The 14,599-nt window shown below is 60.2% G+C and carries 14 protein-coding genes; 10 read left to right on the forward strand and 4 right to left on the reverse strand.

Going from position 1 to position 14,599, the window contains the following annotated elements; genetic code table 11:
- The first annotated feature begins 70 nt into the window (after positions 1-70).
- The 10 genes from rimP (at position 71) to GRI43_RS01145 (ending at position 8,852) form a co-directional block, all read left to right on the forward strand.
- A complete protein-coding gene (gene rimP / locus GRI43_RS01100) occupies positions 71-637 on the forward strand; it encodes a ribosome maturation protein RimP (protein WP_160729275.1) in 567 nt (188 codons plus the stop codon).
- On the forward strand, positions 637-2,328 hold the full coding sequence (gene nusA, locus GRI43_RS01105) for a transcription termination factor NusA (protein ID WP_160729276.1): 1,692 nt from the start codon (positions 637-639) through the stop codon (positions 2,326-2,328). The genes rimP and nusA overlap by 1 nt, the downstream gene beginning before the upstream one ends.
- Positions 2,309-3,073 carry a DUF448 domain-containing protein gene (locus GRI43_RS01110; protein ID WP_160729277.1) on the forward strand — a complete coding sequence of 255 codons (765 nt, stop codon included), beginning with the start codon at positions 2,309-2,311 and terminating at the stop codon, positions 3,071-3,073. Before nusA ends, GRI43_RS01110 begins: the two co-directional genes overlap by 20 nt.
- A gap of 11 nt (positions 3,074-3,084) precedes the next feature.
- Positions 3,085-5,619 (forward strand): translation initiation factor IF-2, encoded by a 2,535-nt coding sequence (gene infB / locus GRI43_RS01115; protein ID WP_160729278.1) that lies wholly within the window; start codon positions 3,085-3,087, stop codon positions 5,617-5,619.
- 67 nt (positions 5,620-5,686) lie between these two features.
- Positions 5,687-6,055, forward strand: a complete 369-nt coding sequence (locus GRI43_RS01120; RefSeq protein WP_160729279.1) for a PaaI family thioesterase — start codon at positions 5,687-5,689, stop codon at positions 6,053-6,055.
- Positions 6,055-6,465 carry a PaaI family thioesterase gene (locus GRI43_RS01125; protein ID WP_235903557.1) on the forward strand — a complete coding sequence of 137 codons (411 nt, stop codon included), beginning with the start codon at positions 6,055-6,057 and terminating at the stop codon, positions 6,463-6,465. Before GRI43_RS01120 ends, GRI43_RS01125 begins: the two co-directional genes overlap by 1 nt.
- Complete coding sequence (locus tag GRI43_RS01130; protein ID WP_235903558.1) at positions 6,426-7,022, forward strand: DUF1697 domain-containing protein; 597 nt, start codon at positions 6,426-6,428, stop codon at positions 7,020-7,022. Before GRI43_RS01125 ends, GRI43_RS01130 begins: the two co-directional genes overlap by 40 nt.
- 5 nt (positions 7,023-7,027) lie before the next feature.
- Positions 7,028-7,429, forward strand: coding sequence for a 30S ribosome-binding factor RbfA (rbfA, locus tag GRI43_RS01135; RefSeq protein ID WP_160729280.1), 402 nt, complete (start codon positions 7,028-7,030; stop codon positions 7,427-7,429).
- 136 nt (positions 7,430-7,565) lie between these two features.
- Positions 7,566-8,144, forward strand: coding sequence for a thymidine kinase (locus tag GRI43_RS01140; protein ID WP_160729281.1), 579 nt, complete (start codon positions 7,566-7,568; stop codon positions 8,142-8,144).
- A gap of 24 nt (positions 8,145-8,168) precedes the next feature.
- Positions 8,169-8,852 carry a site-2 protease family protein gene (locus GRI43_RS01145; protein WP_160729282.1) on the forward strand — a complete coding sequence of 228 codons (684 nt, stop codon included), beginning with the start codon at positions 8,169-8,171 and terminating at the stop codon, positions 8,850-8,852.
- A gap of 12 nt (positions 8,853-8,864) precedes the next feature.
- On the opposite strand, the gene galK is transcribed toward GRI43_RS01145, so the two are convergent.
- From galK to GRI43_RS01165, 4 genes are read right to left on the reverse strand one after another with little or no spacing between them, the layout of a single operon-like run.
- A complete protein-coding gene (galK, locus tag GRI43_RS01150) occupies positions 8,865-9,902 on the reverse strand; it encodes a galactokinase (RefSeq protein WP_160729283.1) in 1,038 nt (345 codons plus the stop codon).
- A 1-nt stretch (position 9,903) separates the two neighbouring features.
- Positions 9,904-11,010, reverse strand: coding sequence for a galactose-1-phosphate uridylyltransferase (locus GRI43_RS01155; protein ID WP_160729284.1), 1,107 nt, complete (start codon positions 11,008-11,010; stop codon positions 9,904-9,906).
- Complete coding sequence (glpD, locus tag GRI43_RS01160) at positions 11,007-12,506, reverse strand: glycerol-3-phosphate dehydrogenase (protein WP_160729285.1); 1,500 nt, start codon at positions 12,504-12,506, stop codon at positions 11,007-11,009. The genes GRI43_RS01155 and glpD overlap by 4 nt, the downstream gene beginning before the upstream one ends.
- Positions 12,503-14,599, reverse strand: a complete 2,097-nt coding sequence (locus GRI43_RS01165) for an alpha-galactosidase (RefSeq protein ID WP_160729286.1) — start codon at positions 14,597-14,599, stop codon at positions 12,503-12,505. Before GRI43_RS01165 ends, glpD begins: the two co-directional genes overlap by 4 nt.

Raw genomic sequence — 14,599 nt, forward strand, 5'->3', positions numbered from 1 at the left:
TGGGGCTGGCGCCGGAAGGGGCCGGCGCTAAACAGCTTTGTCATTTTCAATGCCAATCTTAGGAGACCGAATGGCCGATCTGGCACGCCTGACAGATGTAATCGAACCCGAAGCGAAAGCACTCGGCTTTGATCTTGTGCGCGTGAAAATGGTCGCTTCGGAAGCCGGTGACGGCGAACGTGCCCTGCAGATCATGGCCGAAGATCCCGCCACCGGGCAATTGGTCATCGACCAATGTGCCGCGCTGTCGCGGGCGGTTTCGGAAAAGATCGACGCGCTAGAGGAGCAAGGCCAGACGCTGATTGAAGGTACTTACCACCTAGAAGTCAGCTCGCCCGGTATCGATCGTCCGCTCACCCGGCCCAAGGATTTTTCCAACTGGGCGGGTCACGAGGCGAAGATCGCTCTGGTGGAGAAGGTCGGCAAGCATCGTAACCTGCGCGGCGAATTGCTGGGTATCGAAGGCGATGTAGTCGCGATCGCGGATAAGAATGCGGGGCGGGTAGACGTTCCGCTGGCAAACATTCATGCGGCAAAGCTCATTCTCACCGATGCGCTGATCGCAGCAACCCAACCTCTCGTCACCGATGGTGCCGAGGATATTGTAGAAGACGAAGAAGAGAAGGCTGACGACTGATGGCCAGTGCAATTTCCGCCAACAAGGCAGAGCTGCTAGCGATTGCAAACGCAGTTGCTTCGGAAAAGATGATCGACAAGTCGATCGTTATCGAAGCGATGGAAGAAGCGATCCAGAAAAGCGCGCGTAACCGCTACGGTGCAGAAAACGACATCCGCGCCAAACTCGATCCGCAAACCGGCGATCTGCGTCTGTGGCGTGTCGTCGAAGTCGTCGAAGAGGTCGAAGATTACTTTAAGCAGGTCGATCTGAAGGCCGCGCAGAAGCTCGACCCCGATGCCAAGCTGGGCGACTTCATCGTCGATCCGCTGCCTCCGGTCGATCTGGGCCGCATCGATGCGCAGTCCGCAAAGCAGGTGATCTTCCAGAAGGTCCGCGATGCAGAGCGTGAACGTCAGTACGAAGAATTCAAGGATCGCGCAGGCGAAGTCATTACTGGCGTGATCAAGTCGGTCGAGTTCGGCCATGTGATCGTAAACCTCGGCCGCGCCGAAGGCGTTATCCGCCGTGATCAGCAGATCCCGCGTGAGGCGGCCCGTGTCGGCGAACGCGTTCGCGCTCTGATTACCAAGGTCGAGCGTAACAACCGCGGGCCGCAGATTTTCCTCAGCCGTGCGCATCCGGACTTCATGAAGAAGCTGTTCGCGCAGGAAGTGCCCGAAATTTACGATGGCATCATTGAAATCAAGGCTGCTGCCCGCGACCCGGGTTCGCGCGCCAAGATCGGCGTGATCAGCCACGACAGCAGTATCGATCCGGTCGGTGCCTGCGTCGGTATGAAGGGTAGCCGCGTTCAGGCCGTCGTGCAGGAACTGCAGGGCGAAAAGATCGACATCATTCCGTGGTCGGAAGACATCGCGACGTTCGTCGTCAACGGCCTCCAGCCTGCGACTGTCGCCCGCGTTGTGCTCGATGAGGACGAAGGCCGCATCGAAGTTGTCGTTCCTGACGACCAGCTCAGCCTGGCCATTGGTCGCCGCGGCCAGAACGTCCGCCTCGCCAGTCAGTTGACCGGTCACCAGATCGACATCATGACCGAGGAAGAGGCGAGCGAAAAACGTCAGAAGGAATTCGCCGAACGTTCCAAGATGTTCGAAGAAGAGCTGGACGTCGATGAAACACTGTCGCAGCTTCTGGTTGCAGAAGGCTTCGCCGAACTCGAAGAAGTTGCCTACGTCGAACTGGACGAGCTGGCAGCGATCGAAGGCTTCGACGAAGAGCTTGCAGAAGAACTTCAGAGCCGTGCGACCGAAGCGCTTGAGCGCCACGAAGAGGCTGCCCGTGAAGAGCGCCGCGAACTGGGTGTTGAAGACGATCTTGCCGAAATCCCGCACCTGACGGAAGTCATGCTGGTTACTCTGGGCAAGGCCGGGATCAAGACGCTTGATGATCTTGCGGACCTCGCAACGGACGAACTGATCGCGAAGAAGCGTGAAGCGCCCAAGCGCCGCCAGAACCCGGCAGACGGCCCGCGTATGCGCGCCGATGTCCAGAGCAAGCGTGCAGAAGACAAGGGCGGTGTCCTTGGTGAATTCGGCCTGAGCGAAGAGCAGGGTAACGAGATCATCATGGCAGCCCGCGCACACTGGTTCGACGACGAACCTGATGCTGCTGTAGACGAGGCACCAGCTGCCGACGCTGCGGCCGGATCCGACCCACAGGAGGCCGCTGATGCGGACTCCACACAATGAGCGCGTAGCGTCCGACATCTCTGAAACCGCGACGGGGCGAGGCCACAAGGCTTCTGCCCCCGAACGGCGCTGTATCCTGTCGGGAGAAATCGCCCCCAAGGATACGCTGATCCGCCTCGCCATTTCGCCTGCAAGGGAAGATGGCTCCCACGATGTCTTGCCCGACCCGCTTGGCAAGGCGCCGGGGCGCGGTGCCTGGATCGGAGTGACACGGCGTGAGTTGGACGAGGCCCTGGCAAAGGGCAGGCTCCGCGGCGCACTGGCGCGCGCATTTAAAGGGACAAAGCTGAACCTGCCGGAAAACCTTTCCGACATGATCGAGGATGGGCTGACAAAACTGTTTCTTGGCCGGCTGGGTCTCGAAATGCGGGCCGGAAAGCTTATCTTGGGGTCAGACAGGATTGCCGAACAGGCACGTTCTGCCCGTATTTCCCTGCTTCTCCACGCCGCTGATGCGAGCGAGGACGGGCGCAAGAAACTGGACCAGGCATGGCGCGTTGGGCGTGATGCGGAAGGTTCGGGCGACCGTGGCATCACCTTGCCACTGGACCGCGCGGCACTGTCTGTGGCATTGGGCCGCGACAATGTCGTTCACATGGCGTTAGCCGATGACGGATCGGCCGGGAGGATCAATTCGATCCTTGCGCGCCTGATGCATTTCCTACGGGCGGAAAAGCCCTTAACGGATGACGGTGAGGTGCAGGATGCACCGCGCCGGGATGACGATTTGAGTATTGAAGGATAGAGACGAGCTATATGGCCGACGAAGACAAAAAACCGACGCGCACCCGGAAGCCGCTTGGCCTGAAGCGCCCGGTCGATGGCGGGGAAGTCAAACAGACTTTCAGCCACGGCCGGACGAACAAGGTTGCGGTCGAGGTGAAGCGGCGCCGCAAGCTCGTCAAACCCGGTGAAGAAGCTGCGGCAACGCCCGCACCTGCGCCAGCACCCGAGCCTGCGCCGGAACCGGCACCGCAGCCGGTCGCAGCCGCGTCTGCGCCCAAGAAACGGCCCGCAGCCGATGCGGAAACGCCGCAGGAACGCGTCGCGCGTCTCCAGCGCGAAGCCGAGGAAGAGCGCCTGCGTCTTGCCGAAGACGCGCGCCGCCGCGATGACGAGCAGAAGAAAAAGGCCGTAATCGAAGAGAAGCAGGCTCAGGAAGAAAACAAGAAGGCCGAAGCCGAGGCTGAGGCAGCGACTAAAAAGCAGGCCGAAGAAGAGGCCAAGCAAGCCAAGGCCGATGCCGAAGAAGAAGCCAAACCGGCTGAGCCAGCGCCTGCCCCGAAAGCAACACCGACCCCGGCTGCTCGCAAGTTCACGCCTGTCGCGCGTCCGGAGCCAAAGCGTCCGCCGAAGAAAGAAGAGAAGCGCCCGGACAAAGCCGGTGCGACGGACAAGCGCCGTTCAGGCAAGCTGACCGTCACCAAAGCGCTGAACGAAGACGAAGGCCGCCGTGCGCGCAGCCTCGCCGCGCTGAAACGCGCGCGCGAAAAGGAACGCCGCGAACAGGGTGGTGGTTCGAACAAGCCGCGTGAAAAGCAGGTCCGCGACGTGGTCGTGCCCGAAGCAATCACCGTTCAGGAGCTCGCTCAGCGTATGGCTGAAAAGGGCGCCGATCTGGTGAAGGAATTGTTCAATCTCGGCATGATGGTGACCGTCAACCAGACGATCGACCAGGACACTGCCGAATTGCTGGTCGAACAGTTCGGTCACAACATCAAACGGGTTTCCGAAGACGATGTCGACATCAAGGTCGAAGAAGACAAGGATCCGGAAGAAACGCTGAGGCCGCGTCCGCCGGTCGTTACGATCATGGGCCATGTCGACCACGGCAAGACCAGTCTGCTCGACGCGCTACGCGGCACCAACGTCACGAAGGGCGAAGCCGGCGGGATCACGCAGCATATCGGTTCGTACCAGATCACAACGAAAGACAAGTCGAAGATCACTTTCCTCGACACACCGGGCCACGCTGCGTTCACGGAAATGCGCCAGCGCGGTGCAAATGTGACCGACATCGTGGTGCTGGTGGTTGCGGCGGATGACGGCATCATGCCGCAGACGATCGAAGCCATCAATCATACGAAGGCCGCTGGCGTTCCAATGATTGTCGCGATCAACAAGTGCGACAAGCCGGAAGCCAACCCGCAAAAGGTGCGCGAGCGTTTGCTTGAGCATGAAGTGATCGTGGAAGCGATGTCGGGCGATGTTCAGGATGTCGAAGTGTCGGCAACCAAGGGCACCGGACTCGATGAACTGCTAGAAAAGATTGCGCTGCAGGCTGAACTGCTGGAACTGAGAGCACGTCCGGACCGCGATGCGGAAGCAACCGTGATCGAAGCACAGCTCGACAAGGGCCGCGGCCCGGTCGCCACAGTGCTGGTCACCCGCGGTACGCTGAAGCGCGGAGACACATTCGTTGTCGGAACGCAAAGCGGCAAGGTCCGTGCAATCGTCAACGACCAGGGCAAGCAAATTAAGGAAGCCGGCCCATCAATGCCGGTCGAAGTCCTCGGTTTGGGCGGGGTACCTGGCGCAGGCGACCAGCTGACCGTGGTCGAAAACGAACAGCGTGCCCGCGAAGTTGCCCAATACCGTCAGGAAAAGGCGACCGAAAAGCGTACAGCACTCGCTCCGACCAGCTTCGATACCATGTTCTCGAACCTGCAGAGCGATCTGGTCGAGTTCCCGGTTCTTGTGAAGGCGGACGTTCAGGGCAGCGTGGAAGCCATCAACACGGCGCTCCACAACCTCGGCAACGACCTGATCAAGGTCCGCGTCCTGCATGCAGGCGTCGGCGCGATCACGGAAAGCGACGTTACGCTGGCCGCGGCATCGAATGCCCCGATCATCGGTTTCAACGTTCGCCCCAATCCGAAGGCGCGCCAGTTGATCGAGAAGGAAAAGGTGCGGATGATGTATTACGACGTCATCTATCACCTGACCGAAGAGATCGCGAAGGAAATGGCTGGCGAACTTGGTCCGGAAAAGATCGAGAACGTCATGGGCCGTGCAGAGGTCAAGGAAGTCTTCAAGTCCGGCAAGAAGGACAAGGCGGCAGGTTTGCTCGTCACCGAAGGCGTCATCCGCAAGGGTCTCCACGCACGTCTCACCCGCGACGATGTCATCGTTTCGGCAACAACCATCGCCTCTCTGCGGCGCTTCAAGGACGATGTGGACGAAGTCCGCGCGGGTCTCGAATGCGGTGTGGTTCTGGAAGACACGAACGACATCAAGGCCGGCGATATGCTCGAAATCTTCGAAGTCGAGGAGCGTGAGCGCACGCTGTAATCGGGGCTGAAGCTTGTCGGATCAGGCACCAATCTTCACCAAACGCCGGTCCCCGTCAGCAGAGCTGATGGGGTCGGAGTTTGTGTCCTTCGATGAAGAGACAGCGACTGCGACGGTGGAATACACACCGCCGCCTTCCTTCGCTTCGCCGCGGGGCGCGGTGCAGGGCGGGCTGATCGGAGGGTTTTTGGACGAGGTGATGGGTACGGCGCTTCTCGCCGCGACCGATGGCGAACTGCTGCCTCTCAATCTTGACTGCAACATCAGTTTTTGCCGGATGGTCCCGATGGAAACCATCACCGCCAAGGGCCGTGTTGTCAGGCTGGGGCGCCGGATTGCATTTCTGGAAGGCGAATTGTTCGACAAGCAGGGCAATTTGCTTGCCCGCGCAACGTCCACGGCAATTCCAACTCCTGTTCCCGGAGCGGAAGACTGATGGCATTCGAAGCCAAGGCATTTGCACACGCGGAATTGATGGGTGCGCAGTTCGTTTCCTTTGACCAGGAATCGCAGACAATTCTCATGAATTTCTGCGCGCCGGAAAGTTTCATCACACCTCGCGGAAGCGTGCAGGGCGGCCTCGTTGCCGGTTTCCTCGATGAAGCGATGGGCTGGGCCTACACGCACTCCACCGGCGGCACGCATTCCCCGCTGATGGTCGACGTGAATTTCTCGATCCTGCGCCCTGTTCCGCAAGGCAAGCTGGTCGCAACCGGCCGCGTAATCAAGGCAGGCAAGAGAGTGCTCTATCTGGCGGCCGAACTGATGGCACCGGACGGCACCCTGCTTGCCCGTTCTACCTCGACATGCATCCCGACGCCCAATCCCGGTGCGAGCGTAGCCTGACCATGCGTTATGTCGCCTTTCTTGGTAGTATCAACGTGGGCGGCAACCGCTTGCTGATGGAAGATTTGCGCTCGGCACTTCGCTATGGCGACTTTGCCGATGTTGAAACGGTGGTTGCTAGCGGCAACGTGCTGTTCACGCATGACGAGGCGCCATCAGAAGGTCTGGCCGAGAAAATGGCCTGGATCGTCAAGGACGAATTCGACATCGACAGCATGGTCACAGTGCGCACGCGCGATGAACTGGCCGCGACGATTGCCGAAAATCCGTTTGCTGGGGACGGCGCTGAAAATGTGGTCCACACTTTGTTTCTGCCGGATGATCCGGGAGAGCATCAGGTCAAATCCCTGCAGATTGATCACGAAGGGCGCGGCAATGAGCGCATGGCGGCAGGTGCCAAATGCCTGCATATCGATTATGCGGACGGCGTTGGGTCCAGCAAGCTGACGGGTGAATTCATTGCCCGGCGTCTTGGTATGAACGGAACGGCACGCAATATTCGCAGTATGAAACGCATCCTCGCCAAAATGGACGAGCTCGATGCGGGGGAAAGTTAAAGTCAGTGGCTAGAAATCAGTCATCCAAGGAACAGCAATCCGTTCGCGTCCTGAAGGTCGGCGAACGTGTGCGGCACATCCTGTCCGAACTGCTCGCACGGGGTGAGGCGCATGACGATACGCTGCGCGCTACCTCTATCAGCGTAACCGAGGTCCGGATGACCCCGGACCTGCGCAACGCCAACGTTTATGTAAAACCGCTGCTGGGCGAGGATGAGGCCGTAGTGCTCAAGGCGCTGCGCACCAACACAGCCTTCTTCCAGCGCGAAGTGGCAAAGCGGCTGGGCCTGAAATTCGCGCCCAAACTGCAATTCAAACCCGACGAAAGTTTCGACGAAGCAAGCCGGATCGACCAGCTGCTCAACGATCCAAAGGTCGCGCGCGATCTGGACGACGACACCGAATAATCACCGGGCGTTTGCCTGATCCCGAGGGACCGGTAGGCCATCCGCGCCAGCGAGCGTGTAACCGGCGGCGGCGCTTAGTTTGGGATTTCTCCACGGCTGCGCTCCACAGGAGATTTGATCCCGGCTAGAACGGGTCATGGCCAAGCTCTATTTTTACTACGCCAGCATGAATGCCGGTAAGAGCAGCACTCTGCTGCAGGCTGCGTTCAATTACGGCGAACGCGGCATGAAAGTGTCGCTGTGGACTGCGGCGATAGATGACCGCCCGGGTTTTGGGGCCATCAGCAGCCGTATCGGCCTTGCCAGTGACGCACACCGGTTTTCTGCCGACACCAATATCCTCGAATTTGTGCTCGATGAAAACACACAGGGCCGCGTCGATTGCGTGCTGATCGATGAAGCGCAATTCCTGACCGAAGAACAGGTCTGGCAATGCGCGCAATTGGCGGACGAGGCGAACATGCCGGTTCTGTGTTACGGGCTACGAACCGACTTTCAGGGCAAGTTATTTCCTGGCTCCGCAGCATTGCTCGGCATCGCGGATTCGCTGACCGAACTGAAGGCCATTTGCGACTGCGGCCGAAAGGCGACCATGAATTTGCGCGTGGATCAGCACGGCAAGGCTGTGAAAGCCGGCGCACAGACCGAAATCGGCGGGGACGATCGCTATGTCGCGCTGTGCCGCAAGCATTTCAGCGAAGCACTGGCGGGTTAGCGCGGTGCGCCCTATCTAGGGTGCATGACAGAAACCCTGATTTTAGCGGCGATCCTGATCCCGTGCCTGATTGTCGCTATCGTATTCCACGAGGTTGCTCACGGCTGGACGGCGCTGGCGCTGGGCGATCCCACCGCACGCGATCAGAACCGGCTCAGCCTGAACCCTGTTCGCCATGTCGATCCGGTCGGCACCTTGCTGGTTCCCGGCTTGCTCGCAATCGTGGGCGGGCCCATCTTTGGCTGGGCGAAACCGGTGCCTGTGCGGCAGGAGCGGCTCGATAATCCGCGCTACGGTATGATGGCGGTCGCGGCGGCCGGACCTGCGACGAACATATTCCTAGGGCTGATAGGTGCGGTGGTGCTGGGCCTGCTGGCGATTGGTTTGACGGAGCCGCCAACCGGTGCGCTGGGCTGGGCGATCACGGCGCTCAATTACTTCATTACGATCAATATCTTTCTGGCGCTGTTCAACCTGTTGCCGATCCCGCCATTTGACGGCTCGCACATTGTGCAGGGTCTGCTGCCGCGATCACTGGCGGTGCATTATGCCAAATTGCAGCGGGCCGGAATGCTGCTGCTGGTTGGCTTGATTGCGATCACATGGATATTTCCGGACAGCGGGATCATCGAAAATGTGGTGCTACCGCCCGTCGATTGGATGCGGGAAAAATTCATGGCCATCGCGATCTGGATTGCTGCTGGCTGACTATCGCCGCAATCAGCGCGCTTCAATGTGGTCGATATAGCGTGAGCGTGGATGTTTCGCGAGTAGGGCAGCCTGCCATGCCTCGCGTGCATCAGCCTGCACGCAGGCCACGATACACCCGCCGAAACCGCCGCCGGTAAGCCGCGCGCCGTCCGCACCAAGTGCAACGGCATCATCCACAAGAGCATCGATTTCGGGCAGGGACATTTCGAAATCATCCCGCATGGAGGCGTGACTGGCGTTCATGAGGCTGCCGAAAAGCGCCGCATCGCCGCTTTCGAGGGCACCGATTGCCGAAATCACCCGGCGATGTTCGCTAGCGCAGTGGCGTGCCCGCCTTTTCAAGGCTGGATCTACCCCGGACGCCTCGATGTCTGCAGGTTCCAGCAGGCACAGGGCATCCGTTCCGAAAGCCTCTTTTGCGGCATCGCATTCCTCTTTCCTCGCGGCATAGCGGCCATCGGTGAGCTTGCGAGTGAGGCCTGAATGGATCACTACCATGTGGTGCGACGCAGGCAGCGCGACCACGCGGTATTCAAGGTTGCTGGTGTCGAGTGCCATTGCTTCGCCAGGTTTGGCAATCGCAACTGCCATCTGGTCCATTATGCCGCAGGGGACCCCCATGTATTCATTTTCCGCCAGCCTTGCCGCGACAGCGATTTCTGCATCGCTGGTTGCGCTTCCGGCCAGTTCTCGCGCGGCTTTCAGCAATGTCACGATCAACGCTGCGGATGATGACAGGCCTGCGCCTGCCGGAATGGTTGAACGAACCGCGATGTCGGCTCCTGCGCTAATCAACCCCATCGCTTCCGCTTCGCGCATTGCGCCAACGGCCGGGTCTGACCAGCTTCCATCGGCTTCATCATCAAGGCTGCGCTCCGCCGTTCCGGAATATCCGCGCGCGGCGATGCTGAGCTTGCGGTCATTTCGCGGCATTACCGTTGCAGTCAGTTCGACCGACAAGGCCGCCGGCAGCACCCAGCCGCCATTGTAATCGGTGTGCTCACCGATGAGATTGACCCGTCCGGGGGATGTCACGGCCGCATTCATATCAAACGCCTCCCAAGGCCGCGGCTGCCGTTTCCGGCATCACATCGACCGTGAACACGCCGGTATGCTGTTCGACCGATGCGAGATATTTCACCCGGTCCGCCGCCCGCAGCAGAGGATAGAACTGCGCTGTGAAATGGTAGTTTTCACAGCCGCCAGCCGGTGCCGCGTGCAGCGCGAACATATACGGCGTGGGGCGGCCAAAGAACGCGTCGTATCGGCGGGTTACATCGCCCAGCAAATGCGCAAACCCGTCCAGTTCGTCAGCGGAGCAGTCCCACGGGCCATCGCGGCGCTGTTCGGGGGCAATCCACACTTCGTAAGGAAAGCGCGCGAAACGCGGGCAGAATGCGGCCATCCCGCCCGCTTCAGCCAGACCGTAATCGGGCATGGCCAATGCAATTTCCGCCGACAGATCGTAACCCTGGCTGAAGGCGGCGATGGCCGATTGCTGGACCAATGGCACCTTGCCGAAACCGTAAATCTGGCCGTGCGGATGATGCAGCGTTGCGCCCACTTCCTCTCCGCGGTTTTCGAATGGCAGGACGTAGGCGCACCCTTCGCTGAACAGGTTGCGGTAGCGGTCGATCCATGCCGCGATCAGCAATCTGCGGCGGTCCTGACCGATAGTGTGCAAGCTGCCTTGCGCTTCGGACGTGTAGATTACGACCTCGCACTTACCTCCGGCGGCGGCGGTTTCGGCGCCATCCATTCGTGCGGGCTGCGAGGCCTGAGGATGCAGTCCGGAAAACTTGTTCTCGAACACTGCCAGCTCAAAATCTTCGAACGGGATTTCGGTTGCCGGGCCGCCGGGCAGGGTAGGTGCAAGCGGGTCTGCGCTGGCCGCAGGTTTGAACGTGCGGTTTTGTCGGTGGGCGGCGTAGATGTTCCATTCACCGCGGAGCGGGTGCCGGCGCAGTTCGCCCCCTGTCGCGATCGCATCATCCTGTTGATGCATCACGGCGAGAGTGTGCGGTTCGCGGCCGTACAAATAGAGCATTCGCCCGTCGACCTTGCGAAAGCTGCGCCGCATTATGGGGCCGCCGGGCACATCCGTTTCGACCTGCTCAATATTATCAATGGCGGTCAGGTCCTGCGCTGTGCTCATTTCGGGCCTTCGTTGGCAAACCAGTTTGTGACCGCCTGGCGCTGGCTATCGTCCATGTGCAAACCCAGCTTGCTTCGCCGCCACAGCACATCGTTGGCGGTGCGCGCATATTCGTGATCGACAAGATAGCGCACTTCGCGCTCAGTCAGGCCGGCACCGAAATCGGTGCCCATCGCGGCCCAGCTGTCTGCATCGCCGATAAGTTCCGTGACAAGCGTGCCATATGCGCGGCACAGCCGCAGCAGGGCAGGCGCTGGAACCCATGGGTACGCTTCGCCCATTCGCGCGGCAAAGTTGCCGAAATCACCCTCCGGAATATCGCCGCCCGGCAAGGGTGCGCCCGCTGTCCATGGCTTCCCCAGATCGAGCCATGGCATCTTGAGCTTCTCCAGCGCGTGTTCGGCCAGTTTGCGATAGGTGGTAATCTTGCCGCCGAAAATCGACAGGATCGGCGGTGCGTCCTGCGGATCGTCCAATTCAAACACGTAGTCGCGGGTGACGGTGGAATTGTTGCGCGATTTGTCATCGTAGAGCGGGCGCACTCCCGAATAGCTCCAAACGGCCTGCGAAGGCGTGACATCTACTTTCAGATATTCGTTGATTGCATCGCAGATATACGCTGATTCCTGATCAGAAATCTGGATCGTGTTGGCGTCACCCGAAAATGCGACGTCGGTCGTGCCGACAAGCGTGAATTCCTGCTCGTAAGGGATGGCGAAAACGATTCGGTCGTCGCGGTTCTGGAAGATGTAGCAATGATCCCCTTCATACAGCTTCGGGAATACCAGATGGCTGCCTTTGACCAGCCGCAGGTTCTCGTGCCGTTCGCCGGGGATGGCCCGGCCCAGAACCTGATCGACCCACGGGCCTGCGGCATTGACCACGGACCTGGCCGTAATCCTCCTGACCGAACCATCTGGGCCTTTTAGATCGGCGATCCAAACCTGTCCGCGCCGGTCCAGCGCGGTGCATTCGGTGCGCGTGCAGATTTCCGCGCCGAGTTTCTCGGCATCGAGCGCGTTGAGGACGACAAGGCGCGAATCCTCCACCCAACAATCCGAATATTCGAACCCTTTGACGAGACGGTCTTCCAGAATGCCGTCATGCGGCGGGGCGCGCAGGTCTAGCGTGCGTGTCGGGGGCAGGATTTTGCGGCCACCGATATGGTCGTACATGAACAAGCCGAGCCTGAGCATCCACGATGGTCGCAGACCTTCATCATGCGGCAATACGAAGCGCAGCGGCCAGATGATATGCGGCGCCAGGCCGAGCAGCCGCTCACGCTCTATCAGGCTTTCGCGCACCAGCCGGAATTCATAGTGTTCCAGATATCGCAGACCGCCATGGACCAATTTTGTGCTGGCCGAGGATGTATGGCTGGCGAGATCGTCTTTTTCCGCGAGCAGAACTTTCGCGCCGCGCCCGGCTGCATCGCGGGCAATGCCGACACCGTTGATGCCGCCGCCGATTACCAGAAGGTCGTATGGTTCGCTCAAGTTTGTGCTTCCAGATGATAAATCAGGCAGGTGTCAGGCCAGCATTGCGGCAATTGCAGGCCATATTGCATCAGGGCGGATCCCGCAAAGGTGCTTGCAGGTCCGGCAAGTTGTTCCGGCCAGACACATTCCATGCGGTAGCACCGGTCGGGGTCCAGCCCGGCAAATTGCACCACCGGCGGATGGGTTGTTGGGTGCTGGTCCAGGACCGCAATCTGGAACAGGGCCTCGCTTGCGTTTCGCGACACGGCGCCTGCGCCGCTGATGTGCGAGGGCGTTTCAAGGCGGTGATAATCGCCGTCATGGATCAGCGTGCGGTGCTGCTTGTGAACCGCAATCGCCGCAGCCAGTATTTCGCGGTCGGCCGGGGTTTCCTGATCGAGGTCCAGTTCCATCCCCATGTGGCCGAGCACTGCGGTGCCTGCGCGAAAATGCATCTCGAACCTTCGGCCGGTGATGTGGCATTTTGCCGGGCCGACATGGTTGCCCAGCATGGACAGAGGCAGGAAATGCGCCGCGCCGCGCATGATGGAATACCGCGCGCGAGCATCATTGTTGTCGCTGGTCCATACGCGGTCGGTTCGCCGCAGGATTTCCCAATCGGCGCGCGCCCCGCCGGATGAACAGCTTTCTATCTCCAGATTGTCCGGACATTGCGCGCGAATGTCGCCAATAAGGCGGTAGAGTGCATTGGTTTGCCGGTGCACGGCAGCGCGGCCTTGGCTGTCACCGGGATGATGAATATCGCGGTTCATGTCCCATTTGATGTAGCCGACACCGTATTCGTTCACGATCGATGTGATCCGTTCTGCCAGATAATTGAACACGTCGCTGCGGGTCAGATCGAGCGGCAGTTGATGGCGCGATGCGATTGGTTCGGCCCCATCCGCCTGCAACACCCAGTCGGGATGCGCGCGGTATAGGTCGCTGTCCGGATTCACCATTTCCGGTTCGAACCACAGGCCGAATTCCATGCCCAGTTCGCGGACGCGGTTGGCGATCCGGCCTAGTCCGTCGGGGTACACATCGGCGGATACCACCCAATCGCCAAGGCCGGCGCGGTCGCTGCGCCTCGCGCCGAACCATCCATCATCCAGCACAAACCGTTCCGCGCCAATTTCTGCCGCCTGCTGTGCCAGCGACAGAAGTTTTTCCGGCGAATGATCGAAATACACGGCTTCCCACGTATTGAAATGCACCGGCCTGGGCCGTTTGCGGGCAATGCCGGTCCGGATATTGCTGCGGCAATATTCGTGCAGGCGGCGCGTGACATCGCCGTAACCATCCGCTGAAATTGCCGCGAATAAATCGGGGGTGGTGTAATGATCGTTCTGGCCCAGGATGATTTCGCCGGGCAGCAGCAATTCGCCCATCTGCAGGGAGACCTTGCCATCGGATCCGCTATCGACGCGCAGCCTGTGGTTGCCGCTCCACCCAAGATGGAATGCGGCAGCCAGACCGTGGCGCTCTGCGGCTGTGTCTGTGCCCATATAGAGCCCGGGGTAGCAATCATGGCTGGTCCGGCCTGCGCGGTTTTCGCGCAGGTAGCTTCCGGCGAAGCGAGAGATTGTCTCTGTCTGGAACTCGCCGGCCCAGCGCCCGGTAAAGCCTGTCAGCCGCGTCAGCCGTGGGTCAAGGGGCAGGCACAGCGCGGCGCACGATTCAATCGCAATTGCCTGCGGGCCGGGGTTTTCAAGCCGAGTGAAAGCGGTCAGCACGCCCGTTTCGGTATCGACTACAAAGCTGTGAATGGCGCGAAGCCCGCTGACCGTGTCGCGGGAGATGATGACTTTATGGCTCGGAGAAACGTCTTCGATTTCCTCAACACGGAAATCGGCCGCCCATTCTTTTCCGGCACTGTGCAGCAGAATCCCGGGGGAAGGGTGGCCAGTGCCGATCGGGTTCAGCAGGCTGGGCGTAATCGGCACTTCGGGCCCGCCCGGCGCGTGCGTTCTGGCCGAAAGAGTATGCAATTCGACCGGTGATGAGCCAGCAATTTCTGGCCCCCAGTGAACAATGGAAGGCCGGTCGCCGATGCGGGCCGAGAGTATTAGCTGCGTTCCGCCGCCTGTCAGTGTCAGGAATTCGCTCAC

This window comes from Pontixanthobacter luteolus (assembly GCF_009828095.1).
GTDB classification, from domain to species: domain Bacteria; phylum Pseudomonadota; class Alphaproteobacteria; order Sphingomonadales; family Sphingomonadaceae; genus Pontixanthobacter; species Pontixanthobacter luteolus.

Bases quoted from the DNA above. Each gene is read 5' to 3' on its own strand.
- GRI43_RS01130 (WP_235903558.1), top strand. From the start codon at position 6,426: ATGCATCCCGACGCCCAATCCCGGTGCGAGCGTAGCCTGACCATGCGT.
- GRI43_RS01140 (WP_160729281.1), top strand. From the start codon at position 7,566: ATGGCCAAGCTCTATTTTTACTACGCCAGCATGAATGCCGGTAAGAGC.
- nusA (WP_160729276.1), top strand. From the start codon at position 637: ATGGCCAGTGCAATTTCCGCCAACAAGGCAGAGCTGCTAGCGATTGCA.
- galK (WP_160729283.1), bottom strand. From the start codon at position 9,902: ATGAATGCGGCCGTGACATCCCCCGGACGGGTCAATCTCATCGGTGAG.
- infB (WP_160729278.1), top strand. From the start codon at position 3,085: ATGGCCGACGAAGACAAAAAACCGACGCGCACCCGGAAGCCGCTTGGC.
- GRI43_RS01155 (WP_160729284.1), bottom strand. From the start codon at position 11,010: ATGAGCACAGCGCAGGACCTGACCGCCATTGATAATATTGAGCAGGTC.
- GRI43_RS01110 (WP_160729277.1), top strand. From the start codon at position 2,309: ATGCGGACTCCACACAATGAGCGCGTAGCGTCCGACATCTCTGAAACC.
- GRI43_RS01145 (WP_160729282.1), top strand. From the start codon at position 8,169: ATGACAGAAACCCTGATTTTAGCGGCGATCCTGATCCCGTGCCTGATT.
- GRI43_RS01125 (WP_235903557.1), top strand. From the start codon at position 6,055: ATGGCATTCGAAGCCAAGGCATTTGCACACGCGGAATTGATGGGTGCG.
- GRI43_RS01120 (WP_160729279.1), top strand. From the start codon at position 5,687: ATGGGGTCGGAGTTTGTGTCCTTCGATGAAGAGACAGCGACTGCGACG.
- rimP (WP_160729275.1), top strand. From the start codon at position 71: ATGGCCGATCTGGCACGCCTGACAGATGTAATCGAACCCGAAGCGAAA.